Origin of the sequence: Azospirillum soli, assembly GCF_017876165.1 — a bacterium.
Taxonomy (GTDB): domain Bacteria; phylum Pseudomonadota; class Alphaproteobacteria; order Azospirillales; family Azospirillaceae; genus Azospirillum; species Azospirillum soli.
This window is the reverse complement of the sequence record NZ_JAGINQ010000003.1, coordinates 114,674-140,674: the sequence shown is the minus strand read 5'-3', so window position 1 is coordinate 140,674 and position 26,001 is coordinate 114,674. Positions and strand designations below refer to the sequence as shown.

Below are 26,001 nucleotides of genomic sequence, written 5' to 3'. Positions count from 1 at the left end.
AGTTGAACCATAACAATCGCACCAAGCGCGCTGCCGTCGCGGTCGTTGACGACCGGCGCAACCGTCTGATCCTCTGGGCGGGTGTTCTTCCCCTGATTGCCGCTCTCCTGTGGGCGCTGATGATCGCCGTCGCCAGCCCGGCGGCGGCTCAGGCGCGGCAGGCTCCCAACAGCTTTGCCGACCTCGCCGAAAAGCTGCTTCCCGCCGTGGTCAACATCTCCACCAGCCAGGCCGCTCCCCAGCGCCAGCCGGGCGCCCGCCCGGAGATGCCGCAGTTCCCGCCGGGTTCGCCGTTCGAGGAGTTCTTCCGCGACTTCTTCGACCGCCAGCAGCAGGATCAGCCACAGCAGCAGCGCAAGTCCACCTCGCTCGGTTCCGGCTTCATCATCGACGCCAAGAACGGCTACGTGGTCACCAACAATCACGTCATCCAGGACGCCGACGAGATCACCGTCATCCTTCAGGACGACACCAACATCAAGGCGGAACTGGTCGGCAAGGATCCGAAGACCGACGTCGCGCTGCTGAAGATCAAGACCAACCACCCGCTGGTCGCCGTGCCTTTCGGCGATTCGGACGCCATGCGCGTCGGTGACTGGGTTCTGGCCATCGGCAACCCGTTCGGCCTCGGCGGCTCGGTGACGGCCGGCATCATCTCGGCCCGCCAGCGCGACATCAACGCCGGCCCGTACGACGATTTCCTGCAGACCGACGCCTCGATCAACCGCGGCAACTCCGGCGGCCCGATGTTCAACCTGAACGGCGAGGTCATCGGCATCAACACCGCGATCTTCTCGCCGTCGGGCGGCTCGGTCGGCATCGGCTTCGCCATTCCGTCGAACCTCGCTAAGTCGGTGGTCGCGCAGCTGAAGGATTACGGCAAGACCCGCCGCGGCTGGCTCGGCGTGCGCATCCAGGGCGTGACCCCGGAAATCGCGGAGAGCCTCGGCCTCCAGGCCCACAAGGGCGCGCTGGTCGCCTCGGTCACCCCGAATGGTCCGGCTGCCAAGGCCGGCATCCAGGCCGGCGACGTGGTGACCAAGTTCGACGGCAAGGAAATCAACGAGATGCGCCGCCTGCCGCGCGTCGTCGCCGACACCGCCATCGACAAGGCGGTCCCGGTGGAGGTGTGGCGCAAGGGCAAGGCCGTCAACCTTCAGGTCAAGGTGGGTGAGCTTGAGGCCGCCGAGGAATCGGGCCTGCTCGCCGCCGTTCCGGAGGAGCGCCGCCAGCCCCAGCAGACCCCGGCGCAGAAGCCGACCGAGGCGTTGGGCCTGAAGCTGACCAACATCACCCCCGAACTGCGCCAGCAGTTCGAGATCAAGCCCGAGCTGAAGGGCGTGGTCGTGACCGAGGTTCAGGGCAATTCCACGGCTTCCGAGAAGGGCATGCGCCCCGGCGACGTCATCATCGAGGTCGGCCAGGAAGAGGTCCGCAAGCCGGAAGACGTGGCCGCCAAGATCCAGAAGGCCAAGGAGCAGGGCAAGAAGTCGATCCTGCTGCTGGTGGATCGCCACGGTGACCTGCGCTTCGTCGCCATCCCGCTCGGCCAGGGCTGATCGGGCGAACGCTCAAAACAAAAAGCCCCGGCGGGAAACCGCCGGGGCTTTTTGTTTCCCTCTCCCAGGGCGGGAGAGGGGCTTGCTCACCCCTCGACGATTTCCCCGGCGCGGTAGCCCTGGGCGTACAGCAGCGCCGTCAGGTCGCCGTGGTCCACCCGCGCACGCGCCTCGGCCGCGACGGACGGCTTGGCGTGGTAGGCGACACCCAGCCCGGCCGCCAGGAGCATCGGCAGGTCGTTCGCGCCGTCGCCCACCGCCATGGTCTCGGCGGTCGGGATGTGGCGTTCCCCCGCGTAGGCGAGCAGCGCCTGAAGCTTGCTGTCCTTGTCGAGGATCGGTTCCACGACCTTGCCGGTCATCACGCCGTCCACGACCTCCAGCACGTTGCCCCGGTCGTCGTCGAAGCCGACCCAATCCTTCACCCGCTCCGTGAAGCAGCGGAAGCCGCCGGACACCAGCACGCAGGTGGCGCCGTTGGCGCGCATGGTGGCGACCAGGGCCTTGGCACCCGGCATCAGGGTGGCGCGCTGCCACACCTCGTCGATGACGCTTTCGTTCAGACCCTTCAGCAGGGCGACGCGTTCACGCACCGCCGCCTTGAAGTCGATCTCGCCGTTCATAGCGCGGGCGGTGATGTCGGCGATGTGGTCCTTCAGGCCGACATAGTCGCCCAGCTCGTCCAGCATCTCCTGCTCGATGATCGTCGATTCCATATCGGCGACCAGCAGACGCTTCTTCCGGTTCGCGGCCCCTTGCGCGATTACGTCCACCGGAATTCCGCCCAGCGCCTGCCGCACGGCGGCCTCGCCCTGCTCGGGCGCCAGACCGCCGAAGGCGATATCGCAGGCGCGGCCGGGCGCCAGCCAATCCGGCTTTCCGGCGTCCGCCCCCAGCGAGGCCAGCGCGGACCGCGCGGCGTGGGCCGCGTCCTCGTCCAGGGCGGCGGAGGTGGCGGCGATCAGCGTGACGACAGCGTTCATGGAAAGGACTTCCTGCGTGGAGGGCGCGCGGCCGCTCCCTAGCACAGCCGGGGCGTGGCCGCCAACCGTTGCGGCCACCAACCATCATGGAGCCGACCCGCCACCTTCCGCGTTCCCTACAAAAACCTTCAGGAGGATCGCGCCATGATCCGCGCCATGACCTGTCTGGCCTCCGCCCTTCTCGCCGTTCTTCTTCTCTCCGCCTGCGCCAACACCGAACTGGCCCAGCGTCCGCCCCCCGGTTATGTCGGCGATGTCGCGTCCCGCGTGTCGGCGGTCAACTGGGAGCAGGCCACGCCGGTGACCGTGCGCCTGGACGAGTACTCCTTCCAGCCGGAGCGGCTCAGCTTCGACCAGGGAACGCCTTACCGCCTGTCCCTGGAGAATGTCGGTAAGAAGTCGCACACCTTCACGTCCGAAGGCTTCTTCAAGGCCATCGCCGCGCGCCGCGTGACCACGCCCCAGAAGGTCATCGAAACGCCGGCCCTGGTGAACCTCGTCGTTCCCGCCGGGGAAACCTACGTGGTGGAGTTCGTGCCCGTGCAGGCCGGCACCTACCCGCTGACCTGCGAGGAGCCGCTGCACACCGCCTTCGGCATGTCGGGGACCATTGCCGTGCGTTAGGCGCCGTGCGTTAGCCACAGCTTGCGCGCCGGCCTGTTCCCCTGCCATACGCTGGTCCGGCAGGCGAAACGGGCGAACATGATGGCTCAGGACAGGGCACGGGACAGAGATGTGGTGGTGATCGGCGGGCCGACGGCGTCGGGCAAGTCGGGCATGGCGCTCGACATCGCCGTGGCGCTGGGCGGCACCGTGATCAACGCCGACAGCATGCAGCTTTACGCCGACCTCGACGTGCTGACCGCAAGGCCGGGCGCGGCGGATCTGGCCCGCGCGCCGCACCGCCTCTACGGCGTCCTCCCGGCCTCCGAACGCGGTTCGGCCGCGCGCTGGCGGGCCATGGCGCTGGCCGAGATCGACGCCGCCCACGCGGCGGGGCGCCTGCCCATCGTCGTCGGCGGCACCGGCCTGTATCTGCGCGCCTTGATGCAGGGCCTCAGCGCCGTTCCCGCCATCCCCGACGACATCCGGAAGGCCGCCCACGCCCGCCTGAGGGAATTGGGCGGCGAAGCCTTCCGCGAAGACCTTGTCCGTCGCGACCCGGCCTCGGCCAAGCTGAATCCCGGCGACACCACGCGCCTGACCCGCGCCTGGGAGGTGCTGGAGGCCACCGGCCACCCACTGTCCCACTGGCAGACCCAGACCGCCGACGGCGCGCCGGAGGGGCTGCGCTTCTCCGTCATCGTGATCGACCCGCCACGCGAGGCGCTCTACGCCAATTGCGACCGCCGGTTCGTCGTCATGATGGGGCAGGGGGCCTTGGACGAGGTGCGGCGGTTGGACGCACGGAACCTCGATCCCGACCTGCCGGCCATGAAGGCGCTGGGCGTGCCGGAACTGCGCCGCCACCTGCACGGAGAGTTGTCACAGGCCGAGGCCGTGGCCCTGGCGCAGCAGTCGACCCGGCGCTACGCCAAGCGTCAGGTGACGTGGTTCCGGCACCAGCTGGCCGCACGCCCGCCGGAATCGTCGGCGCATGGCTGCCATACGGTGAATTCGCTCTATGCATCCGAAAATAGTGACGTAATACTGACCTATCTTGAAACGACGTTGCGTCGTTGAGCCGTAGGAGGATTGAAAGTGACGGTCGATTGGGCACACGTGTTTGCGGGCCGCGTCGGCGGCATGAGCGCCTCGGAGATCCGGGAGCTGCTGAAGCTGGTCGACCGGCCGGAAATCATCTCCTTCGCCGGGGGCATCCCCGACCCGGACTTCTTCCCGACCTCGGCCATCGCCCGCGCCTATGAGAAGCTGTTCCAGTCCAACGCTGGGGCCGGCGGCGCGCTGCAATACACCATCTCCGAGGGCTACACGCCGCTGCGCGAGTGGATCTGCGCCTACATGGGCCGCCACGCCATCAAGGCCGGCCTGGACGAGGTGGTGGTCACCAGCGGTTCGCAGCAGGGTCTGGAGTTCATCGGCAAGCTGCTGATCGGCCCCGGCGACAAGATTCTGGTGACGCGCCCGACCTACCTCGGCGCCCTCCAGGCCTTCTCGCCCTACGAGCCGTCCTACCTCTCCGTCCCGATGGACGAGGAAGGGCCGGAACTGGCCGCCGTCGAGGCGGCGCTGGAGCAGAAGCCGAAGTTCCTCTACCTCGTGCCCGACTTCCAGAACCCCAACGGCACCACCGTGTCGCTGGCCCGGCGCGAGGCGCTGTTGGACCTCTGCGCCAAGCACGGCGTGCCGATCGTCGAGGACGCCGCGTATACCGAGCTGCGCTACGACGGCGAGCCGCTGCCGCCCATCGTGGCGCTGGACGCCGCCCGCAACGGCGGCAAGATCACCAACGTGATCTATTGCGGCTCCTTCTCCAAGACGATGGTGCCGGCCTTCCGCGTGGGCTGGATCAACGGCCCGGCCGAGGTCATCAACCGGCTGGTCCTGATGAAGCAGGCCGGCGACCTGCACACCAGCACCATCAACCAAGTCATCCTGCACGACGTGGTGTCGGAGATCTTCGACGCCCACATCCGCCGCCTGCGCGTCGCCTACAAGGAGCGCCGCGACGCCATGCTGTCGGCGCTGGAGGAGTTCGCGCCCGAAGGCGTCACCTGGACCAAGCCGCAGGGCGGCATGTTCGTCTGGATCGAGCTGCCGGAGGGCACCGACGGCGTCGCGCTGCTGGAGCGCGCCATCCGGGAGGCGAACGTGGCCTTCGTCCCCGGCTCGGCCTTCCACGCCGACCGGTCGGGCAAGAACACGCTGCGCCTCAGCTTCTCGGCGACCAACCCGCAGCGCATCCGCGAGGGCATCCGCCGCCTGACTGGCCTTCTGCAGACGGTCGCGGCGTAACCCGAAACGCGAAATATTCGGAAAAGCTGCGTCAAAAAAGCTTTTCGAACATTCGCAAAATGGGTTGACCACGGACATGTGAATTGTCTAGGTTGCCGCTCCCGGTCCTGATCTTTTGGGCTAAGCCGTTGTTTTGCCTCAAGGCCAGGACCGGAACCGCGAAGGAACAGGGCCGCCCGTGGAACGAGGGGCCCCATCAGGAAGGTCGTATGTCATGTCCGAACAGAAGCTGACCGGCGCGCAGATCGTCATCAAGGCCCTGAAGGATCAGGGCGTAGACATCATCTTCGGCTATCCGGGCGGCGCGGTACTTCCCATTTACGACGCCCTGTTCCAGCAGAACGACATCAAGCACATCCTCGTCCGGCACGAACAGGCCGCCGTGCACGCGGCCGAAGGCTACGCCCGCTCCACCGGCAAGGTGGGCTGCGTGCTGGTGACCTCCGGCCCCGGCGCCACCAACGCGGTGACCGGCCTGCTGGACGCGCTGTGCGATTCGATTCCGATCGTCTGCCTGTCGGGTCAGGTGCCGACGCACCTGATCGGCAACGACGCCTTCCAGGAAGCGGACACCACCGGCATCACCCGTCCCTGCACGAAGCACAACTACCTCGTGAAGGACGTGAACCAGTTGGCCCGCACGCTGCACGAGGCGTTCTACGTCGCCCGCAGCGGCCGTCCCGGCCCGGTGGTGGTGGACCTGCCGAAGGACGTGCAGTTCGCCGACGGCATTTACGTGCCGCCGACCGAGGTGAAGCACAAGACCTACCGCCCGCAGGTGAAGCCGGAGATCGCCCGCGTCGAGGAAGCCATCGAGTTGATCGCCTCGGCCAAGCGGCCGATCTTCTACACCGGCGGTGGCGTCATCAACGCCGGCCCGTTCGCGGCCAAGCTGCTGACGCAGTTCGTGAAGACCACCGGCTTCCCGATCACCTCGACCCTGATGGGCCTGGGCGCCTTCCCGGCGTCGGACCAGCAGTGGCTGGGCATGCTGGGCATGCACGGCACGTACGAGGCGAACCTCGCCATGTACAACTGCGACGTCATGATCAACATCGGCGCCCGCTTCGACGACCGCGTGACCGGCAAGCTGTCGGAATTCGCGCCGGGCTCGAAGAAGATCCACGTCGACATCGACCCCAGCTCCATCAACAAGAACGTTGCGGTGGACATCCCCATTGTCGGCGACTGCGGCGCGGTGCTTGAGGACATGCTCCGCCTCTGGAAGGCGAAGCAGAAGCGCGCCGACCAGACCGCGCTGAAGGCGTGGTGGGGCCAGATCGAAGGCTGGCGCGCCCGCAACTGCCTGAACTACAACCGCACTGAATCGGTCATCAAGCCGCAGTACGCGCTGGAACGCCTGCGCGAGGCCCTGCGCGGCAAGGACCACTACATCACGACCGAGGTCGGCCAGCACCAGATGTGGGCCGCCCAATTCCTGCCCTTCGACCAGCCGAACCGCTGGATGACCTCCGGCGGCCTGGGCACCATGGGCTACGGCCTGCCGGCGGCCATCGGCGCGCAGCTCGCGCACCCGGACGCCATCGTGGTGGACGTGTCGGGCGAGGCGTCCTTCCTGATGAACATGCAGGAGATCGGCACCGCCGTTCAGTACCGCGCCCCGGTCAAGATCTTCATCCTGAACAACAAGTACATGGGCATGGTGCGCCAGTGGCAGGAGCTGCTTCACGGCTCGCGCTACTCGCAGAGCTACTCGGAGGCGCTGCCCGACTTCGTGAAGCTGGCGGAGGCCTGGGGCTGCGTCGGCCTGCGCGCGACCAAGGTCGAGGAGGTCGATCAGGTCATTCAGAAGATGCTGGAGGTCACCGACCGCCCGGTCATCGTCGACATCGCCGTGGACGAGAAGGAAAACTGCTTCCCCATGATCCCCGGCGGCAAGGCGCACAACGAAATCCTGCTCGGCCCGGATGACAGCCCGTCCGACGCCACGCCGGAAGACGGCATGGTTCTGGTGTAAGCGCAGCACGGGATAGGGGAGTGAGGATCGTGGAAGAGAAGATCGAAAAGCACACCATCGCCGTGCTGGTGGACAACGAGCCCGGCGTGCTCGCCCGCGTCATCGGCCTGTTCTCCGGCCGTGGCTACAACATCGAAAGCCTGACGGTGGCGGAGGTGAACAACGCCGACCACCTGTCGCGCATCACGCTGGTCACCTCGGGCACCCGCATGGTGGTCGAGCAGATCAAGGCCCAGCTCGACCGCCTCGTGCCCGTCCACAAGGTCCACGACCTGACCGACGAAGGCCCCTCGGTGGAGCGCGAACTGGCGCTGGTCAAGGTCGCGGGCACCGGCGAGAAGCGCATCGAGGCGCTGCGTCTGGCCGACATCTTCAAGGCGAAGGTGGTGGACGCCACGCTGACCTCCTTCGTGTTCGAACTGACCGGCACGACCGCCGAGGTGGACGATTTCGTCGGCCTGATGGCCCAGCTCGGCCTCGTCGAGGCCAGCCGCACCGGTGTCGTCGCCATGTCGAAGGGAGCCGCCGGGTTCTGATCCCGGCCCATCACGGCGGCGGGTCGCGGTGGCCCGCCGTCTTTCATCACCGGACTCACGGCGTTTTGCTTGACGCGGCCTTACCGCCGGTGGAGTAATTCCGCTGCGCAAAAACCCGCGTCACCAGCCTGAAAAATCCAAGGAAGCACCACCATGCGCGTCTATTATGATCGTGATGCCGACGTGAACCTGATCAAGGGCAAGAAGGTCGTCATCGTCGGCTACGGCAGTCAGGGCCACGCCCACGCCAACAACCTGCGTGACAGCGGTGTGAAGGATGTGCGCATCGCCCTGCGTCCGGGTTCGGCCACCATCAAGAAGGCCGAAGGCGCCGGTTTCACGGTCATGTCCCCGGCCGAGGCTGCCGCCTGGGCCGACGTGGTGATGATCCTCACCCCGGACGAGCTGCAGGCCGACCTGTACCGCGACGACCTCGCGAAGAACATGAAGGAGGGCGCCGCGCTCGCCTTCGCGCACGGCCTGAACGTGCACTTCAACCTGATCGAGCCGCGCGCCGACCTCGACGTGTTCATGATCGCCCCGAAGGGCCCCGGCCACACCGTGCGCGGTGAGTACCAGCGCGGCGGCGGCGTCCCCTGCCTCGTGGCCGTTCACCAGAACGCCTCGGGCAACGCGCTGGACATCGCCCTGTCCTACGCCTCGGCCATCGGCGGCGGTCGCGCCGGCATCATTGAGACCACCTTCAAGGAAGAGTGCGAGACCGACCTGTTCGGTGAGCAGGCCGTGCTCTGCGGCGGCCTGACCGAGCTGATCAAGGCCGGCTACGAGACGCTGACCGAGGCCGGCTACGCTCCGGAGATGGCCTACTTCGAGTGCCTGCACGAAGTGAAGCTGATCGTCGACCTGATGTACGAGGGTGGCATGGCCAACATGCGCTACTCGATCTCCAACACCGCCGAATACGGCGACTACAAGACCGGCCCGCGCATCATCACCGCCGAGACCAAGGCCGAGATGAAGCGCGTTCTGGACGACATCCAGTCGGGCCGCTTCGTCCGCGACTGGATGCTGGAGTGCAAGGCCGGCCAGCCGTCCTTCAAGGCGACCCGCCGCCGCAACGCCGAGCACTCGATCGAGCAGGTCGGCGAAAAGCTGCGCGCCATGATGCCCTGGATCGCCGAGCGCCGTCTGGTGGACAAGTCCAAGAACTGAGCGTCTCCGCTTTGTTCAAAGGAAAAGCGCGCCGCTTGCGGCGCGCTTTTTCGTTTGTGGGGGTGTTTCCCTCCCATGCCAGGGCGGGAAGGTTATTGCCTGGGCTTTTCAGCCAACGACCACCTTCCCTCACCGTCATCCCCGCGCAGGCGGGGATCCAGACGTTTGACGGGTAAGCCCTTGGACGGACTGGATTCCCGCCTCTCGCGCTGGCGTAGCCAGCGCTGACGGCGTCCGGCGGATCGCCGATCCGCTGAGAGCCTTCGCGGGAATGACAAATTGGTGCCTGTTCGGCCAGGATTTCCGCCTTTACAGGTTGGTCGGCGTCAGGTCGTCCCGCGCGAGCGGTCGGCCTTGGGGCGTTCGTCCAGCAGGGGGCGGGCGGTGGCGACAAAATGCACGACCTCGGCAATGTTGGTCGCGTGGTCGCCGATGCGCTCCAGGCTTTTGGCGATGAACAGCAGGTGCATGTGCGCCTCGAACATCTCCGGCGACTTCTGGGCGGAGCGCACGATGCCCTCGTAGAGGCTGGTGTACAGTTCGTCCACCTCGTCGTCGGACCGCCAGACGCGCAGGGCTGCCTCCACGTCGCCGTCCACATAGGCGTCGATCACCGTGGTCAGCCGCTCGCGCACCAGCCGGCCGAGCGTCGGCAGGGCGGCGATGGGCGCCGTCTCCGGGAAGCTCGCCATGGCGGCGGCGCGCCGGGCGGTGTTGGCGGCGTGGTCGCCCACGCGCTCCAGGTTGCCGGAAATCTTCAGCGCCGCGATCACCTCGCGCAGGTCATCGGCGACCGGCTGGCGCAGCACCAGCATGCGCATGCAGTGCGCCTCGATCTCATGCTCGTACGAGTCGAGGCGGGCGTCGGACTCCACGATCTCCCGCGCCAGGTCCGGGTTGCGCTGGGTGAGGCAGGCCAGCGCCTGGTCGATCTGCGCCTCGGCCGCGCCCGCCATCTGCACGATGCTCGCTTTCAGGCGCTTCATGGCGTCCTCGAAGGCGGTGACGATGTGCGGGGCGGGGTTCCTCATCGGTTCAAACCTTTCGACACGGACCGGAGACTGGCGGCCCAAAAGCGGAAATATTCCGCGACGTTACCGTTTTGCGCCGGGGAAGACCAGCGTTCACCGCCTCCGGCAAGCGGTTGATTTTGCACCGCCGAAATGGCAGAACGCGGGTGCAGCAAAGACCATCCCGCCGCACCTCATCCAAACATCACGGACGCCGACCGCCATGATCGAACGCCGTTTCGAACAGATCATCTTTGCCAGCCGCTGGCTTCTGGCCCCGTTCTATCTGGGCCTCGTCGTGTCGCTGCTGATGCTTCTGATCAAATTCGGGCAGGAAATTCTGCATATTTTCCCGCACGTCTTGGAAATGCAGGAGAAGGACGTCCTTCTGGCGGTGCTGACGCTGATCGATCTGTCGCTGGCGGGCAACCTGCTGCTGATGGTGATCTTTTCCGGCTACGAGAATTTCGTCTCCAAGATCGACGTGGCCGACCACGAGGATCGGCCGGACTGGATGGGCAAGGTCGATTTCGGTGGCCTGAAGCTGAAGCTCATCGCCTCCATCGTCGCCATCTCGGGCATCCATCTGCTGAAGTCCTTCATGAACATCAAGAACGTCAGCCAGGACGAGTTGATGTGGCTGGTCATCATCCACATGACCTTCGTCGTTTCAGGCGTTCTGCTGGCGCTGATGGATCGGCTGGAAGGGCACCACAAGCACGCGAACGGCCATGGCAACGGCGGTGGTAACCACAAATAAATGCCCGCCGGCGGCCCGTGCCCCAGCCTTTGAAGCGGCCACAAAGCCGTTGCGGCTGGCCGGGATTCGGCCTAGAGATACGACCGGCGCAAGCGGGGCCATTGGCCGGCGGGCGAAGGTTTCGATCCTTCCGTTGACGGAAAATTAACCCTGATCCGCCAGTGTCGCAGGCACCGGAGCACGGCGCTTCGCCGGGACTTCGGGGCCTGACGGTCCTCTCGGGCCGGCCCTCGCAAGAGGGCTGGTCCAGTGTCCGGGTCAGGCTTCACGGTTGCACTCTCCGCTTGAGCGGAAAGGGGCATTCGTCTATGGAACCGTTGGCGGACGTGGTTCTCCACACCATCGCCAAGGCCGTCTCAACCGCATTGAAGAGTAAGTCGGGTCCATGCTTTCCAAACTCCTCGGCGTGCTTTCCGCCGACATGGCGATCGATTTGGGGACGGCCAACACCCTGGTGTATGTCAAGGGCCGAGGCATCGTTCTGAACGAGCCCTCCGTCGTGGCCATCGCCAACGTGCGCGGCAAGAAGCAGGTCCTCGCCGTCGGTGACGAGGCGAAGATGATGCTCGGCCGGACGCCCGGCAACATCCAGGCCATCCGCCCCCTCCGCGACGGCGTCATCGCCGACTTCGAAGTCGCCGAGGAGATGATCAAGCACTTCATCCGCAAGGTGCACAACCGGCGCAGCTTCGCCAGCCCGCAGGTCATCATCTGCGTGCCGTCGGGCTCCACCGCCGTGGAGCGCCGAGCGATCCAGGAATCGGCCGAGGCCGCCGGCGCGCGCCGGGTCTTCCTGATCGAGGAACCCATGGCCGCTGCGATCGGTGCCGGGCTCCCGGTCACCGAGCCGACCGGCTCCATGGTCGTCGACATCGGTGGCGGCACCACCGAGGTGGCCGTGCTGTCGCTGGGCGGCATCGTTTATTCGCGCTCCGTGCGCGTGGGCGGCGACAAGATGGACGAGGCCATCATCGGCTACATCCGCCGCACCCACAATCTGCTGGTCGGCGAAGGCTCGGCCGAGCGGATCAAGAAGGAAATCGGGTCGGCCTGCCCGCCGGAAGACGGCGAGGGCCGCATCCTGGAGATCAAGGGCCGCGACCTGATGAACGGCGTGCCCAAGGAGCTGATCATCTCCGAGCGGCAGATCGCCGAGTCCCTGGCGGAGCCGGTGTCGGCCATCGTCGAGGCGGTGAAGGTGGCGCTGGAGCACACCGCTCCGGAACTGGCCGCCGACATCGTGGACAAGGGCATCGTGCTCACCGGCGGCGGCGCGCTGCTGGGCAATCTGGACTTCGTGCTGCGGCACGCCACCGGCCTGCCGGTGTCGATCGCCGACGACCCGCTCTCCTGCGTCGCGCTCGGCACCGGCCGCGCGCTGGAGGAGATGAAGACGCTCCGAAACGTCTTGGTCAGCGCTTACTGATTGGTGTATTCCTCGGTTGGATACCTCCGGCGCCTGAAATCCCTGGGATAATGCGCGCCGGAGGCAGGCCGCGTACTTCGACCGGTACTTGGACGGGATGATCCTGTGAAGCCTCGCACCTCCGGATCCGTCGTACGCCTTGCCGCCCCGCTCCGGGCGCTCGCCCAGCGTTTCTCCTTTCTTCTTCTGGTGCTCGCCTCCATCGCCCTGATGATGGTGGGCAAGATCGACGCGCTGTCCGTGGACAACGCGCGCGCCCGCGTCACCGACGCCTTCGCGCCCATCCTCGAAGCCATTTCCCGCCCCGCCGCCACCGCCGCGCACGTCGTGGAGTCGGTGGTGGAGGTGCAGAACGCCTTCGAGGAAAACCAGCGGCTGAAGGCGGAAAACGCGCGTCTGCTCCAGTGGAAGCAGGCGGCGTTGCGGCTGGAGGCGGAGAACAACAGCCTCCGTTCCCTGCTGCGCGCGGTTCCGGAACCATCCTCCTCCTTCATCACCGCCCGCGTCATCGCGGCGCCCGGCTCCTCCTTCCTGCGTGCGCTGGTGGTCACCGCCGGCCGCCGCGACGGGGTGCGCAAGGGGCAGGCGGCCATCGCCGGTGCCGGCCTCGTCGGCCGCGTCGTGGAGGTGGGGGAGTGGTCGTCGCGCATCCTGCTGCTGACCGACATCAACGCGCGGATCCCCGTGGTGCTGGAAAGCTCGCGCCAGCGCGCGGTGATGGCCGGCGACAACTCCGACCAGACCCGTCTTCTCTATCTGCCGCCCGAGGCCCCGATCCAGGTGGGCGAGCGGGTGGTGACCTCCGGCCATGGCGGGCTGTTCCCGCCGGGCCTCCCCGTGGGCGTCGTCGCCTCGGTGGGCGAGCGTGGCGTGCGCGTGCAGCCGAACGCCGACCTGTCGCGGGTGGAGCATCTGCGGCTCATCGATTTCGGCCTGCCCGGAAGCGAAGCGGACGCGTCCAACGATTGGAAATGACCCTTACCCTCTGGCAACGGCTGGACAAGACGGGCCGCAACCTCGCCCCGTTTGCCGTGACCGTGATGCTGGTGCTGCTCGGCCTCGTGCCGGTGCCGCTTCCGTCCTACGCCCCGGTGGCGCCGTTCCTGACGGCGATTGCCGTGTACTACTGGGCGATCCACCGGCCGGACCTGATGCGCCCCAGCACGGCCTTCCTGATCGGCCTGTTGCAGGATCTGCTGACCGGCGGACCTTTGGGCGTGAACGCGCTGGTTCTGGTGATCGTGCATTGGGCGGTGCTGAGCCAGCGCCGGGTGCTGATGTCCAGCACATTCGCGTTGATGTGGTTCGGGTTCGCCATGGTGATGCTGGGCGTCGCCTGCATCCAGTGGCTGGCCTTTTCGGCGCTGAACGCGACCGTGCTGCCGTTCAACCCGGTGCTGTTCCAGGCGCTGCTGACGATGGCGATGTTCCCGGCCGTGGCGTGGTTCCTGATCCGCGTGCACCGCGCCTTCCTGCAAGGGTGAGCACCCCCGTGAGTTTCTCTCGATGAGCTCCATGGACCGCGACACCGACCGCTACCGTCTTCTGACGCGTCGCGCCCTGGTTCTGGGCGGGCTGAAGCTCGGCGCGCTCTCGGGGCTGGTCGGCCGGCTCTATTACCTGCAGGTCGTCGAGTCGCAGAAATACACGATGCTGGCGGAGGAAAACCGCATCAGCCTGCGTTTGGTCGCCCCCTCGCGCGGCCCCATCGTGGACCGGTTCGGCACGCCGCTCGCCACCAACCAGCAGAACTACCGCGTCGTCGTGGTGTCGGAGCGCACGCGCAACATCCAGGAGACTCTGGACAAGGTCTCCAAGATCGTCCCGCTGACCGACGCCGACCGCCGCCGCGTGATGCGCGAGCTGCACCGCAAGCGCCGCTTCGTGCCCGTCACCGTGCGCGAGAACCTGAGCTGGGAGCAGGTCGCCACCATCGAGATGAACACCCCCGACCTGCCGGGCGTCGCCATCGAGGTCGGCGAGATCCGCCACTACCCGCACGCCGAGGCGACCGCGCACATCCTCGGCTACGTCGGCGCCGTGTCGGAGGCGGAGCTGAACGGCGATCCCGTGCTGTCGCTGCCGGGCTTCCGCATCGGCAAGGCCGGCGTGGAGAAGTATCACGAGAAGGCCTTGCGCGGCACCGCCGGCACCAGCCAGCTTGAGGTCAACGCGGTCGGGCGCGTCATCCGTGAACTGTCCCGCGACGAGGGTCAGCCGGGCCGCGAGGTTCAGCTGACCATCGACATCGGCCTGCAACGCTTCGTCCAGCAGCGTCTGGCGCAGGAAACCAGCGCCTCCGCCGTGGTGATGGACGTGCACACGGGCGGCATCTACGCGCTGTGCTCTCACCCCAGCTACGACCCCAACCAGTTCACCATGGGCATCAACGCCGAACTGTGGGAAGAGCTGCTGTCCAACCCCGCGACCCCGCTGAGCAACAAGGCGGTGGCCGGCCAGTACCCGCCGGGTTCCACCTACAAGCCGGTGGTGGCGCTGGCCGCGCTGGAATCGGGCATCATCAGCCGCAACCATACGGTCTTCTGCCCCGGCCACATGGACCTGGGCGACCACCGCTTCCACTGCTGGAAAAAGGGCGGGCACGGCACGGTGGATGTCGTCGGCGCGCTGCGCCATTCCTGCGACGTTTGGTTCTACGACGTGTCGCGCCGCATCGGCATCGACCGCCTCGCCGAGATGTCGCACCGCTTCGGCATGGGAGAACTCTCCGGCCTCGACCTCCCGCACGAGCGGCCGGGCTTGATCCCGTCGATTGAGTGGAAGAAGGGCGCGCTCGGCAAGCCCTGGTCGCCGGGCGAAACGCTGATCGCCTCCATCGGCCAGGGCTATGTGCTCTCGACGCCGCTCCAGCTCGTGCTGATGACCGCGCGGCTGGCCAACGGCGGCTACGCGGTGAAGCCGCACCTGACCAAGCAGATCAAGGCGCTGTCGTCGGAGCAGACCTCCTGGCCGTCCATCGGCGTGAAGAAGGAGAACCTCGATCTCGTCCTGCGTGGCATGTTCGAGGTGACCAATGCCCCCAACGGCACGGCCTACAAGTCGCGCATCACGGAGCCCGGCTTCGAGATGTCCGGCAAGACCGGCTCCGCCCAGGTGCGCCGCATCACCATGGCCGAGCGCGCCACCGGCGTGAAGAAGAACGAGGATCTGCCCTGGCGGGAGCGCGACCACGCGCTGTTCATCTCCTATGCTCCGGTCAGTTCGCCGCGCTACGCCTGCTCGGTGTTCGTGGAGCACGGCGGCGGCGGCTCGACCGCGGCGGCGCCGATTGCCCGCGACATCCTTCTGGAATGCCAGAAGCGCGACCCCGGCCGTGGCGCCGTGGCCGACGGCGCGCCGCCGCCGGCCCCGCCGGGCGACCGTTCGCGAGGGTAGGGGCTAGAGCACCCCCAGCGCCGTCAGCACCGGCACACGCCGCCGGGTGAAGCTGTCGAAGCGCCCGCACAGTTCCGCCACATTCTCCTCCGCCGTGGCAAGCCGCACGCCGTCCCGCGACAGCGCCAGCCCATCGGCCGCGATCCGTTCCCAGGCGAAGACCGCCGGGTCCAGTCCCGTGCGTTGCGCCAGCAGGAACAAAGCCTCGATGCGTGACACCGCCACCCCGGACCCGATCACCGGCGAGGCCAGATAGCCCAGCTCGTCGCTGGTCCGGTTGCGTTCCAGCACCACGGCGTTGAAGCGGTCGGCCTGCGCCTTGCGCCGCTCGTACCCATCCTCGGGCAGGGCGGGGGAGACGAGCGCCAAGCTGGTCAGCATCATCAGCGCCCGCAGCACCGCGTCCTCTCCATGCCGGGCGAGATCGGGCAGGGCCAGCAGATCGCCCAGCGACAACACCCCGCCCGCCAAGGCCGCCGCCAGCGGCTCATACAGGCCACGCTCGAACGACACGCGGCCGACCGGCGTCATGACGACCTCCGGCAGATCGTCCGGCGGCACCAGCAGGGCGAAGCGCGTGGCGCGCAGCCATTCGGAGCGTTCCGCCGCCGTCAGGCGCTCGGCCCCCTTCACGAACAGGTCGCGGCGGAAGCCCCGATTGGTCAGCACGTCGCGCAGGGTTTCCTGATAGGCGGGGTCGTGCGCCTCCCGCACCAGCGCCAGCGCGTCCGCTGACAGAGACAGCTCGTCGATCTGCTCCATGGGCACGGACGGCCCGGCGAAATCCAGCTTGGCCCCGGCCAGTTCGCGTGCCACGTCGGCGTGGTAGAAGGCGGTCCAGTCGCCGTTCAGATATTCGTGCGCGATGTAGTTGGGCGACTTCCGCTTCAGCGATTCCAGCCGCGCCGGCACCTCGTCGGCCTGCGCGAACCAGCCCGCGTTCAGCGCCGTAAGCTTGCTTGCGAAAGCCACCGCCTGCTCGATCCGCTCCGGCAGCGTTCCGTTGCGGTCGCCCGTGTGCTCCACCAGAATCCGCCGCAGCGGCATGTAGGCGAGCGTGCCGGGCAGGGCGTTGTAGCTGACGAAGACCAGCCCGCCGGGCTTCAGCCGGCGGCGCAGAATGTCCACCAGAATCGCGCGGTTGTCGGCGCTGACCCAGGACCAGACGCCGTGCAGGGCAACAATGTCCAGGTCCGGTTCTTCCTGCCGGGCGTAGTCGGCAAAACTTTCCTCCAGGAAGGTGGCGTTGCCGAGCCCGGCCTCGTTCGCCAGCCGGCGCGCGCCGGCGATGTGCGCCGGGTTGAAGTCCACCGCCTCGAACCGGGCGTCCGGGTGGCTGCCGGCCAGCACGGCGCTGCTGACGCCATGGCCGCAGCCCAGTTCCGCGTAGGTGAACGCGCCGGTCAGAGCCGCCGGGGGACGCCAGCCGCGCAGCACCAGCGCGAAGGACAGCAGCGCCGGCGACAGCTCGCGATAGAAGGCGCGGATGTAGTCGATCCCGCCGACGTAACCTTCCGTCCAGTTGCCCATGGTCCGCCCCTCCTTGATCGGGACGGTGATAGCGGCCAACCCCGGCCTTGGGAAGTCTTACCCGAAGGTCTCCGCCGACAGCCAGTCCACCATGCGCGGGCAGCCGCAGCAGGACGCGGCGGTGCAGGCCGGCGTTTCGCCCGGCCGGGCAGGGCGGGCCAGCGCGCAGCCGCGCCGCGCGACCGGGCGCCGTTTGCGCCGCAATTGGGCGGGAGGGATGCCCGCAACCGGCTCCGGTCGGCCGGCGGGCGCTCCATCGGCGGTGCTGGTCCACATGCCGCTGCCTCCTTGGTCGGGCATCCTCTCCGATCGAAAGTGTAGGGCCCCGAATCCCTTGTCGCCCATGGCGCGTCCGGGGAGGCGGATGGTCTCTTTCGGGTAAAAACAACGCCTTGGCGGCGGTCCGGGGTGCTGCCAAAAAAATGCGAAGCCTATCCATTTTGGTATCGACAAGGTCCGGGGCCTTGGTTATAAACCGCGCCACACCGGCCGGGACGACGGCTTGGCCGGACGGGAACCCTAGTCGATGCCGCAAGGTTGAAGCGACGGTGCCGCCGCCGGTGTGAAAGCGATGGGCGCATAGCTCAGTTGGTAGAGCAGCTGACTCTTAATCAGCGGGTCCAAGGTTCGAGTCCTTGTGCGCCCACCATCGCTTCCCAGCTTAGACGGAATGGGCGCATAGCTCAGTTGGTAGAGCAGCTGACTCTTAATCAGCGGGTCCAAGGTTCGAGTCCTTGTGCGCCCACCATTCCATCTCCGCACACAAAAGGGCCGCTGTTCAGCGGCCCTTTGTGCGTTTGGGCGTGTGCGTTTGGGCTCGTGTTCGGGCCTGAACTACTCCGCAGCCTCGGCGCCGACCCGGCGGGCCACCAGCAGGTTGGCGGTCATGACCTGCACCACCTCGTCGTGCTGGTTGAAGGTGGTCGTGCGCACGCGGGCGATGCCCCGGTCCGGGCGTTTGGCAGAGGGGCGGACCTCCAGAATCTCGCTCTCAATGCGCAGGCTGTCGCCGGGGCGCGTGGCTTTGGGCCAGCTGACTTCTTCCACGCCCATTCCGACAAAACCGCCGGCCAGCTTGCCGTCCCCGGTGACGATCATCCGCATGGTCAGCCCGGCCGTGTGCCAGCCGCTGGCCGCCAGCCCGCCGAACACCGTCTCCTTCGCTGCTTCCGGGTCGAGGTGGAAGGGCTGCGGGTCGTAACGGCTCGCGAAATCGATGATCTCCGCCTCGGTCACCGTCACCGGGCCGCCGCCGAAGCGATCGCCGGGCTTGAGGTCGTCGAGATAGCGCATCGGTCGGGTTCCTCCGTATTTCCACTGCCGCACGGCACGATTATGTTAGAGACGGGTCTGTCTCATCCGCTGCGATGGTAGAGACAGGTCTGTATCATTGTCAACCGGCCGAATGGTGCCGGCCAAATGGTGAGTGTGCGATGGGCGAGGAGCGGAAATCGGCACGCGAGCGGATTTTGGAAACAGCGGGGGATCTCTTCTACCGCGAGGGCATCCGCGCGGTCGGCGTGGACACCATCATCGCCCGCTCCGGCGTCGCGAAAATGAGTCTTTATCGCAACTTTGCCTCAAAGGATGATCTGGTCTGCGCCTATTTGGAGGCGATCGGGCAAGCCTTCTGGGGTTGGTGGGACAAGGTGGCGGCGCGCCATCCCGACGACCCGAAGGCGCAGCTGAAGGCGCTGTTCGCCTCGCTCAGCCGCTGGATCGAAAGCCCGAACTTCCGGGGCTGTCCCTTCATCAACACGGCGGTGGAATTCCGCGATCCCGACCATCCCGGCCGGGCCATCGTGATCGGCCACAAGCAGGCCGTCCGCGCGCGGCTGCGCGATCTTGCGGAAAGGGCGGGGGCGGCCGATCCCAACCGCTTGGCCGGGCATCTTCAGCTGTTGATGGAGGGGGCCTATGTGGGCGGCCAGACGCTCGCCTCCGAAGGGACGGGCGAATCTGTCGCCTCCGCCGCCGACGCCCTGATCGAGGCTGCCTGCGCGTCGAAACGCGAATCCCCATAAACATAGACGCCGCAGACTTGGCCTGCGGCGTTGTGTCTCACCGGAACGGCTGGGGAAACGGCTACTCTGCGGCCGGGCTCGCCATGCGCGCCCGCACCGGCGGCGGACCGCCACGGTAATCCTGCAGCCGCGTGGCGCGCAGGCCCCGCATGCCGTGGCTGTCGATCAGACGTTGCCAGGACAGGAACTCTTCCACCGACAGGGTATAGCGACGGCATGCCTCCTCAAGGCTGATCAGCCCCGAGCGGACACCGGCCACCACCTCCGCCTTGCGCCGCATGACCCAGCGCTTGGTGTCGGGCGGGGGAAGATCATTTTCCGTCATTGGCCGCCCTGCGGGGCCGATGACCGACGCTCCACTGGCATCGTCGCTTAATTCGAGCTCGCGAGATGACATGCGCGGACGCTCCACCATCAACAAGTGTATTCCACGATTTGGTGGTAACCTACCCCCTCTCCGCTTAACAAAAGCCTAAACGATAGGGTTAATGTTTTAAGGTTAAAGCATTCCGCCCCAACCCGTCGCAGGCACGCCGCGGGCCCCCGGCCGCGCATGGCGGCGGGAGCCAAAGGGCAGGGGTGTGGTGGCGATCGCGGCTCAATAGACTTTGTCGAGCTTGGTCAGCGGCACTTCCTGGCCGTTGACGGTGACGGCCGTCTCGCCGTCCTTGTTCGGGCCGACGCCGCTGACGGTGCCGAAGGTGTAGGTCGTCGCCTTGATGGTCTCGTCCTTGTTCTCGGACGTCGGCGCGACGTTCAGGCGATAGCTGCCGGGCTGAACCGCGCGGCCCTGGTCGTCCTTGAAGTCCCAGTTGACGACGTGCCGGGTCCCGGCGTCCGTTTCGCCCTTGACGGAGCGCACGATGCGGTTCTGGCTGTCCAGGATGTCGACGCGCACCGACTTGGCGGCGGTTTCCAGCTCGTAGCCGAGCGGCGCCTGGGTCATGCCCTGGGTATACTGGAAGCCGTCGCCCTCGAAGACGACCGTGCGGCCGAGATAGGCGAGGTTGGTCGAGGCGGCCGTGGACCCCTGCAGTTTCAGCAGCCTGTCCAGGCGGCTGTTGGTGCCGATGTTCTGCTCGACGTTTGCGAACTCGACCAGCTGCTTGGTCATGTCGTTCGTGTCCATCGGCTTCAGCGGGTCCTGGTTCTGCATCTGCGTGGTCAGCAGCTTCAGAAAGTGCTCGAAATTGTCACCAAGGCCCTTGGTCGCCACATCCAGCTTTTTCTCGTCCTCGGTCTTGTTCGCGTCGGACGTCTTGTCGGTGCCGGATGTCTTGCCGGTGTTGCTGGTGTTCTTGGCCGTGCCGTAGGGGTTCAGGTTCCAGCTGCTGCCGTAGTCGGTGTTGGTCGTGGTCATGGCGTTTGTCCTTCGGCTTCAGGCTGGTCTGGTCAGGCGTGGATATCGACGCGGCCGGGGGCCAGCGTGGCGGTGTAGGCGGCGGTGACATCCTCGACCTCGCCTCCGCCTCCGCCGCCGCGCCGGCCGCGTCGGCCGGTGCCGCCCTGGCGGGCGTCATCCTGGAAAGGATTGCCGCCTTCGCCGCGCAGGCTGAAGTTGAGACTGTTGCTGTCCGCCTTCAGTCCAGCGTCCTGCAAGGCCCGTTCCAGATTGCGGCTGTCGCGCTGGAGAAGTTCGAGGGTCTGCGCCTTCTCCACCGCGACCATCGCGCTGACGCGGCCGTCCGCCGCGATTTCCAGCCGGATGTCGATGCGGCCCATCTCGACCGGGCGCAGGTTGATGGTGAACTGATCGTTACCGTCCGACACGTTTTTCTGGATGTGGACGGCCATCTGCTCGTGCACGCCCTGCGGCATGGCGGCCGACCCGCGCGACGGGCGCAGATGCGCCGTGGCCTGCGGTTCGTCCACGCCGGCGGCGCCGCGCGGCGCTTCCATCGCGGCGATGGCCGGATGGGTGCTGGTCGGCGCGGCCTCGGCCGGCTTCGCCGTGGGCACAACATCCGCGGCGGTGGCGACGGCGGCCGCGAAGGCGGTTTCCGCCGTGCTCTTCGCCGATTCGGCGGTCTGGGCCGGCTGGGTCTGGACCTGCGCCAGGGCCGGGTTTCCGCCCTGGTTCTGCCCGTCGCCCTTGGTGCCGGCATCGCCATCGCCCTTGGCACCGGACTTGTCCGAGCCCTTCGCCTTCGCGGCGGCCAGTTCGGCCAGATTGCCGGGCAGCGGCGCATCGTCGTCGGTCTCCGACAAGGCATCGGCGGCCAGATCGGCGGCCAGATCGCCCGGCACCGTCTCCAGCGGAACCGCCTCGCCCGGTTTGACGGCGTGCACCGCCTCCGCCGCCTTCGACGCGTCGGCCCCCGCCGTGGCGGCGTCCTGCGGAGTCTGCGCCGCGGCTTGGGCTGCCAGAGCCGCCTGGGCGGCGGCAAGCTGGACCGCCGGATCGACTTCGGCCGCCGGCTGGGCCGCGTCGGCATCGCCAGTGCCAGCGCCAGTGATAGCCTTCAGCGCCTCGGCGGCCTGTTCGGCTCCAGCTTCGGCGCCTTCGATGTCGAGGGTGGCCGTCTGCTCCGTCATCGCCAGCGCGAAGGCGCCTTCGTCGGTGATGACCTCGATGGTGGTCTCGGTGATCGTCAGTTCGGCGTCGATGACGATGAGTTCGTCGCCTTTGGCCAGCTCCTGCGGCGCGTCGCTCGGGACATCACCGTCAGCCGCGACCTTGGCGTTGCCGTCCTGCGGCGCCTCGTCCGCACCGGCGGCGGTCTGGTCGGCCGGGGCGTCCTTGGCCTGGGTGTCATCCGTCTTCCGGGAGCCGTCCGTCGCATCCTTCTTCGCCGCGCGTTCCGCCTTGTCCGCCTTCGGGGCCTGAGGATCCCGTTGCGGAGCCTCAGCCTTCTCCGCGCGCGGCGGTGCGTTGTCCTTGGCCTCGGCTTTCGGTTCCGGGCGCTCCTTGGCGGGCGGCGGCTCGACCTTTTCCGGTGCGCGCGGGGGCTGCGCGCTGACGTCGGCGTGGCGCGGCTTGGGCCGGTCGGCGCGGACCGGCGCCTTCCGGTCGGCGGCCTCTGCGTCGGCCTGCGCCTGTTCGCGCTTGCGGTTCGCGGCCTCGGTCAGGATCCGGTTCATCATCGACGCGAACATGTCGCCCTTGGCGCCGGCCCCTTCCTTTTGGGACAGGCTCTCGAACAGGGACGCCGCCGTGGCGTTCGATTGAATTTCCATGGGACGGATTCCTCAAGGCTGCGATGCGCATGCCTTCTCTAGCAACTCTCGGGCCAAACTCGACGCGGTTTGGAGCCTGGGATTTCCGAGGGCCGCGCGGCCGGTGGGAGAGGAGCCCGGCAGTTCCGGCCGGCGGGCGGCAAATTCCGCCGGGTGACGGTGCGCTTCTTGCCGCGTCGGTGTCCAAAAGAAAAGGGCCGCTTGTGCGGGCGGCCCTTCAAGGTCGAATAGTAGACGCGATCAGCGGCTACAGCTGGGTGTTCAGCGTGGCGGCGTTCGCTTGGCCGCGCGGCGGCGGGCCGTAGGCGCGGGCGGGGGAGGCACCGGAGCCGTAGGCGACTGTGGTGACCTGCCGCGCGCGGTTGATCGCGCCGACGACGGTGTCCACCAGAACCTTTTGGGCGGCCCCGTTTCGTTGCAGAACCTCCGCGTTCTCGGCGGAGGCCTCGTACAGCGCGCGGGTCGCCTCGCGCAGCTTGCCCTTGATCTCGTCCGGCAGCTTCGCCATGCCGTCGCGGTCCACGCGCAGCATGCGCGAGACCTCCTCATAAACCAGCATCATCGGCTGCTTCTCATTGGCCAGCCGGGCCAGTTCCGCCACGCCGCAGTGGCGCAGGACGGCGGCGCTCTCCCGTCGCAGATGGGCGCTCATCCGGCCCATCAGGTCGATCAGCGCGACCGCGCGCTCCTCGGCGTTCCTGGGCAGGTTCGGCGGCGGGCCGGCCTTCTTTTCCGGCTGCGGGAAACGGACGTCAACCTTGTCCATGGCTGCCCTCCTGTGCGCGCAGAAGCTCGCGGTAAACCTGATCGGCGATGCCCAGGCCGCCGCGCCCGGTGATTTGTTTGCCGTATTGCTCGTTCAGCATCGACCTGAACATCTCCTCGCCCTGGCCGCCGCCGAAGGTGTCGTCCACCGGGACGCTGTCGAGCATGTGGCCCAGCATCTGGTTCACGAACATGGTCTCGAACTCGTTGGCGGACTTGCGGATCTTGGCGCGCGTGGCGGGATCGACCTTGCTCTCGTCCACGTCCGGCCGGGCTTCCGTCCGCGAGTGGCCCGCCTGATGCTGCAGGGCGCGTTCCGCCAGCGCCGGAATACGCGGAGCCGGAAGGCTGGGGAGGGAAAGGGCCGTGTCCATCAGATCACCTCGATATCGGCTTGCAGGGCGCCGGCGGCCTTGATCGATTGCAGGATCGAGATCATGTCGCGCGGACCCACGCCAAGCGCATTCAAGGATTGTACCAACTCCTGGAGCGTCACCCCGGACTGCATCACGGCAAGGCGGTTGTTGGACTGCTCGTCCACTTGGATGTCGGTGCGCGGCACCACGGCGGTCTCGCCCTGGCTGAAGGGGCCGGGCTGGCTGACCTGCGGGGTCTCGGTGACGCGGATGGTCAGATTGCCCTGAGCGATGGCGACGGTGGAAATCCGCACGTTCTCGCCCATCACGATCACGCCGGACTTCTCGTCCACCACCACGCGGGCGACCTGATCGGGGGTGACGCGCAGCTGCTCGATTTCGGTGATCAGGCCGACGATGTCGCCGCGCCGCACCTCCGGCACGGTCAGCAGGACCGACGACGGGTCGGTGGCCTGCGCCATGTTGCCGCGCAGCTGTGTGTTGATGGCGACCGCAACGCGCTGGGCGGTGGTGAAGTCGGGGTTGCGCAGCGACAGGCGCAGCACCGGCATTTCGGCCAGCGCGAATTGGATCTCGCGCTCCACGATGGCGCCCGAAGCGATCCGGCCGGAGGTCGGCACGCCGCGCGTGACGCTGGCCCCCTGGCCCTGGGCGGAGAAGCCGGACACGGCGATCGGCCCCTGGCCGACCGCGTAGACCTCGCCGTCGGCGCCCAGCAGCGGCGTGACCAGCAGCGTCCCGCCCAGCAGGCTCTTGGAATCGCCCATGGCCGACACGGTTATGTCGATGCGCGTGCCCTGGGCGGCGTAGGGCGGTAGCGTCGCCGTCACCATCACCGCCGCCACGTTCTTGGTGCGCAGGTTGGTGCCGCGGGTGTTGACGCCCATCCGTTCCAGCATGCCGACGAGGCTCTGCTCGGTGAAGGGGGAGTTGTTGAGGCTGTCGCCCGTGCCGTTCAGGCCGACCACGAGGCCGTAGCCGATCAGCATGTTGTCGCGCACGCCCTCCACATCAACGACGTCCTTGATCCGGGCCGACGAGGCTTCGGCCGCAAGAGGCAACGCCAGCAGGGCCGCGAACAGGGCCGCGGCGACAGCGTTCAGGGCGGTGCGGATCGGCAGGAAGGCGGTGGTCTTGGTCGGCATGACGGGAACACTCCTCAACGAACGCCGAAGCATATACAAAAGCCATGCCATGGCGCGGATCGGGTGAATTCGCCGGTTCCCGTCCTGTTGTCCGGAAAATCGCACCGCCAGGACCCGTTCTCTGTCACAGGGAAGCGGCAATTTTTGCCCAATTGCGGCAAGCCTTGACCAGATGTTAAGGTTGTTCCATCTACAGTACGAGCATTACCGAAACCGGTTGCACGGAACATGAAAGTCGAAGGCCCCGGAAATCTTCGCGGCAGCTCCTCGGTCCGGCGTACCGGCAAGACCGATGGTGCGTCCGGCGGGACGTTCGCCAAGCAGCTCGTCGGCGAGACGAGCAGCACGGCCGGCGTCCACGCGGCTGCGCCGCTGGCCGGCATCGCCAGTGTCCTGGCGTTGCAGGAGGTCGACGACGCGACGGCTCGTGCCTCGCGCGGCAAGATGCGCGCCGAGGAGATGCTCGACAAGCTGGAGGAGATCCAGCACGGCCTGCTGTCCGGCACCTTGCCGGCGCAGAAGCTGATGGATCTCGCCAAGGTGATCCAGTCGCGCCGCGTCCATGTGGACGATCCGCAGCTGGCCGATATTCTCGACCAGATCGACCTGCGTGCCCAGGTCGAGCTGGCGAAGCTCACCTCTTGACCGGCCTCCGGTCCAGGCCGTTCGGCCGGGCTCGGTCCGGCGTTATAAAACTTCGCTTCTCCAAGGGCTTGTTCCGGTGCCGCGGGGCCAACCGCAGGGTTGCGGTTGGCGAAGCGCCTACCTATACTCCGCGCCGCCCGGATCACCCTTTTGCGTTGGATGCTCTCGGATGACGTCGCCGCTCCTGCCTAAGAACTACACGCCCTCGGAAGACGAGGAGTTCATGAACCCCGCCATGCGGGAGTATTTCCGCCAGAAGCTGCTGCGCTGGCGCGCCGAGCTGCTGGCGGAGTCCAACGAGACGCTGAACAGCCTCCAGGAAGGCGGCATTCAGGAACCGGACATCGCCGACCGCGCGTCGGCCGAGACCGACCGGGCCCTGGAGCTGCGCACCCGCGACCGAGAGCGCAAGCTGATCTCCAAGATCGACGCGGCTCTGGAGCGGATCCAGGACGGCAGCTACGGCTATTGCGAGGAGACGGGCGAGCCCATTTCCGTCCGCCGTCTCGACGCCCGTCCCATCGCGACGCTGAGCCTGGAAGCCCAGGAACGGCACGAGCGCATGGAACGCACCCAGCGCGACGACTGACGCGCCGGCACG

The 26,001-nt window shown here is 67.3% G+C and carries 26 protein-coding genes and 2 tRNA genes; 17 read left to right on the top strand and 11 right to left on the bottom strand.

What is annotated here, in order from left to right; genetic code table 11:
* Positions 1–119 precede the first annotated feature (119 nt).
* A complete protein-coding gene (locus J2852_RS06155) occupies positions 120–1,559 on the top strand; it encodes a DegQ family serine endoprotease (RefSeq protein WP_246499355.1) in 1,440 nt (479 codons plus the stop codon).
* Between the two features lie 86 nt (positions 1,560–1,645).
* Here the strand turns inward: J2852_RS06155 and serB are convergent, their stop codons facing one another.
* On the bottom strand, positions 1,646–2,542 hold the full coding sequence (serB, locus tag J2852_RS06150; protein ID WP_209872526.1) for a phosphoserine phosphatase SerB: 897 nt from the start codon (positions 2,540–2,542) through the stop codon (positions 1,646–1,648).
* Positions 2,543–2,686: 144 nt separating this feature from the next.
* Between serB and J2852_RS06145 the strand changes: the two genes are divergently transcribed.
* From J2852_RS06145 to ilvC, 6 genes are all read left to right on the top strand, one after another.
* Positions 2,687–3,166 (top strand): cupredoxin domain-containing protein, encoded by a 480-nt coding sequence (locus tag J2852_RS06145; RefSeq protein WP_209872523.1) that lies wholly within the window; start codon positions 2,687–2,689, stop codon positions 3,164–3,166.
* 78 nt (positions 3,167–3,244) lie between these two features.
* Complete coding sequence (gene miaA, locus J2852_RS06140; protein WP_246499331.1) at positions 3,245–4,225, top strand: tRNA (adenosine(37)-N6)-dimethylallyltransferase MiaA; 981 nt, start codon at positions 3,245–3,247, stop codon at positions 4,223–4,225.
* 18 nt (positions 4,226–4,243) lie between these two features.
* On the top strand, positions 4,244–5,458 hold the full coding sequence (locus J2852_RS06135; protein WP_209872521.1) for an aminotransferase-like domain-containing protein: 1,215 nt from the start codon (positions 4,244–4,246) through the stop codon (positions 5,456–5,458).
* A 214-nt stretch (positions 5,459–5,672) separates the two neighbouring features.
* Complete coding sequence (locus tag J2852_RS06130) at positions 5,673–7,436, top strand: acetolactate synthase 3 large subunit (protein ID WP_209872518.1); 1,764 nt, start codon at positions 5,673–5,675, stop codon at positions 7,434–7,436.
* A gap of 29 nt (positions 7,437–7,465) precedes the next feature.
* The gene (gene ilvN / locus J2852_RS06125; RefSeq protein ID WP_209872515.1) at positions 7,466–7,972 is read left to right on the top strand and encodes an acetolactate synthase small subunit; all 507 of its coding nucleotides are present in this window, start codon (positions 7,466–7,468) and stop codon (positions 7,970–7,972) included.
* A gap of 153 nt (positions 7,973–8,125) precedes the next feature.
* Positions 8,126–9,145 carry a ketol-acid reductoisomerase gene (ilvC, locus tag J2852_RS06120; RefSeq protein ID WP_209872512.1) on the top strand — a complete coding sequence of 340 codons (1,020 nt, stop codon included), beginning with the start codon at positions 8,126–8,128 and terminating at the stop codon, positions 9,143–9,145.
* 326 nt (positions 9,146–9,471) lie between these two features.
* Here ilvC and phoU read toward each other — a convergent pair whose 3' ends face one another.
* Complete coding sequence (gene phoU, locus J2852_RS06115) at positions 9,472–10,176, bottom strand: phosphate signaling complex protein PhoU (protein ID WP_209872510.1); 705 nt, start codon at positions 10,174–10,176, stop codon at positions 9,472–9,474.
* A 202-nt stretch (positions 10,177–10,378) separates the two neighbouring features.
* Here phoU and J2852_RS06110 point away from each other — a divergent pair, with 202 nt between their 5' ends.
* The 5 genes from J2852_RS06110 (at position 10,379) to mrdA (ending at position 15,737) form a co-directional block, all read left to right on the top strand.
* Positions 10,379–10,915 (top strand): TIGR00645 family protein, encoded by a 537-nt coding sequence (locus tag J2852_RS06110; protein WP_209872507.1) that lies wholly within the window; start codon positions 10,379–10,381, stop codon positions 10,913–10,915.
* Between the two features lie 385 nt (positions 10,916–11,300).
* A complete protein-coding gene (locus J2852_RS06105; protein WP_014240000.1) occupies positions 11,301–12,341 on the top strand; it encodes a rod shape-determining protein in 1,041 nt (346 codons plus the stop codon).
* Positions 12,342–12,446: 105 nt separating this feature from the next.
* Positions 12,447–13,316 (top strand): rod shape-determining protein MreC, encoded by an 870-nt coding sequence (gene mreC / locus J2852_RS06100; protein WP_209872505.1) that lies wholly within the window; start codon positions 12,447–12,449, stop codon positions 13,314–13,316.
* Positions 13,313–13,825 (top strand): rod shape-determining protein MreD, encoded by a 513-nt coding sequence (gene mreD / locus J2852_RS06095; protein WP_209872502.1) that lies wholly within the window; start codon positions 13,313–13,315, stop codon positions 13,823–13,825. Before mreC ends, mreD begins: the two co-directional genes overlap by 4 nt.
* A gap of 22 nt (positions 13,826–13,847) precedes the next feature.
* On the top strand, positions 13,848–15,737 hold the full coding sequence (gene mrdA, locus J2852_RS06090; protein ID WP_209872499.1) for a penicillin-binding protein 2: 1,890 nt from the start codon (positions 13,848–13,850) through the stop codon (positions 15,735–15,737).
* Between the two features lie 3 nt (positions 15,738–15,740).
* On the opposite strand, the gene J2852_RS06085 is transcribed toward mrdA, so the two are convergent.
* Positions 15,741–17,267 carry a class I SAM-dependent methyltransferase gene (locus J2852_RS06085; protein WP_209872496.1) on the bottom strand — a complete coding sequence of 509 codons (1,527 nt, stop codon included), beginning with the start codon at positions 17,265–17,267 and terminating at the stop codon, positions 15,741–15,743.
* Between the two features lie 57 nt (positions 17,268–17,324).
* Positions 17,325–17,543, bottom strand: a complete 219-nt coding sequence (locus tag J2852_RS06080; RefSeq protein WP_209872493.1) for a hypothetical protein — start codon at positions 17,541–17,543, stop codon at positions 17,325–17,327.
* Between the two features lie 297 nt (positions 17,544–17,840).
* On the opposite strand from J2852_RS06080, the gene J2852_RS06075 reads away from it, so the two are divergent.
* Positions 17,841–17,916, top strand: a tRNA-Lys gene (locus J2852_RS06075).
* Between the two features lie 23 nt (positions 17,917–17,939).
* Positions 17,940–18,015 (top strand) — tRNA-Lys (locus tag J2852_RS06070).
* 86 nt (positions 18,016–18,101) lie between these two features.
* Here J2852_RS06070 and J2852_RS06065 read toward each other — a convergent pair.
* On the bottom strand, positions 18,102–18,560 hold the full coding sequence (locus tag J2852_RS06065) for a MaoC family dehydratase (RefSeq protein ID WP_209872490.1): 459 nt from the start codon (positions 18,558–18,560) through the stop codon (positions 18,102–18,104).
* 140 nt (positions 18,561–18,700) lie between these two features.
* Between J2852_RS06065 and J2852_RS06060 the strand changes: the two genes are divergently transcribed.
* Positions 18,701–19,291: a TetR/AcrR family transcriptional regulator gene (locus tag J2852_RS06060; protein WP_209872487.1), complete on the top strand. Its 591-nt coding sequence runs from the start codon at positions 18,701–18,703 to the stop codon at positions 19,289–19,291.
* Between the two features lie 61 nt (positions 19,292–19,352).
* Here the strand turns inward: J2852_RS06060 and sciP are convergent, their stop codons facing one another.
* The 6 genes from sciP to J2852_RS06030 all read right to left on the bottom strand — a co-directional run bounded on the left by sciP (position 19,353) and on the right by J2852_RS06030 (position 24,755).
* Positions 19,353–19,688 carry a CtrA inhibitor SciP gene (gene sciP, locus J2852_RS06055; protein WP_209872484.1) on the bottom strand — a complete coding sequence of 112 codons (336 nt, stop codon included), beginning with the start codon at positions 19,686–19,688 and terminating at the stop codon, positions 19,353–19,355.
* 201 nt (positions 19,689–19,889) lie between these two features.
* Positions 19,890–20,651 (bottom strand): flagellar hook assembly protein FlgD, encoded by a 762-nt coding sequence (locus J2852_RS06050; protein WP_209872482.1) that lies wholly within the window; start codon positions 20,649–20,651, stop codon positions 19,890–19,892.
* A gap of 32 nt (positions 20,652–20,683) precedes the next feature.
* Positions 20,684–22,468, bottom strand: coding sequence for a flagellar hook-length control protein FliK (locus tag J2852_RS06045; RefSeq protein ID WP_209872479.1), 1,785 nt, complete (start codon positions 22,466–22,468; stop codon positions 20,684–20,686).
* A 247-nt stretch (positions 22,469–22,715) separates the two neighbouring features.
* The gene (locus J2852_RS06040) at positions 22,716–23,234 is read right to left on the bottom strand and encodes a flagellar basal-body protein (protein ID WP_209872476.1); all 519 of its coding nucleotides are present in this window, start codon (positions 23,232–23,234) and stop codon (positions 22,716–22,718) included.
* On the bottom strand, positions 23,221–23,607 hold the full coding sequence (locus tag J2852_RS06035; protein ID WP_209872474.1) for a rod-binding protein: 387 nt from the start codon (positions 23,605–23,607) through the stop codon (positions 23,221–23,223). The genes J2852_RS06040 and J2852_RS06035 overlap by 14 nt, the downstream gene beginning before the upstream one ends.
* Positions 23,607–24,755 (bottom strand): flagellar basal body P-ring protein FlgI, encoded by a 1,149-nt coding sequence (locus tag J2852_RS06030; protein WP_209872471.1) that lies wholly within the window; start codon positions 24,753–24,755, stop codon positions 23,607–23,609. Before J2852_RS06030 ends, J2852_RS06035 begins: the two co-directional genes overlap by 1 nt.
* A 228-nt stretch (positions 24,756–24,983) precedes the next feature.
* On the opposite strand from J2852_RS06030, the gene J2852_RS06025 reads away from it, so the two are divergent.
* Entirely contained in the window at positions 24,984–25,400 is a 417-nt protein-coding gene (locus J2852_RS06025) for a flagellar assembly protein FliX (RefSeq protein WP_209872469.1), read from the top strand.
* A 169-nt stretch (positions 25,401–25,569) separates the two neighbouring features.
* Positions 25,570–25,989: an RNA polymerase-binding protein DksA gene (gene dksA / locus J2852_RS06020; protein WP_209872466.1), complete on the top strand. Its 420-nt coding sequence runs from the start codon at positions 25,570–25,572 to the stop codon at positions 25,987–25,989.
* Positions 25,990–26,001 lie beyond the last annotated feature (12 nt).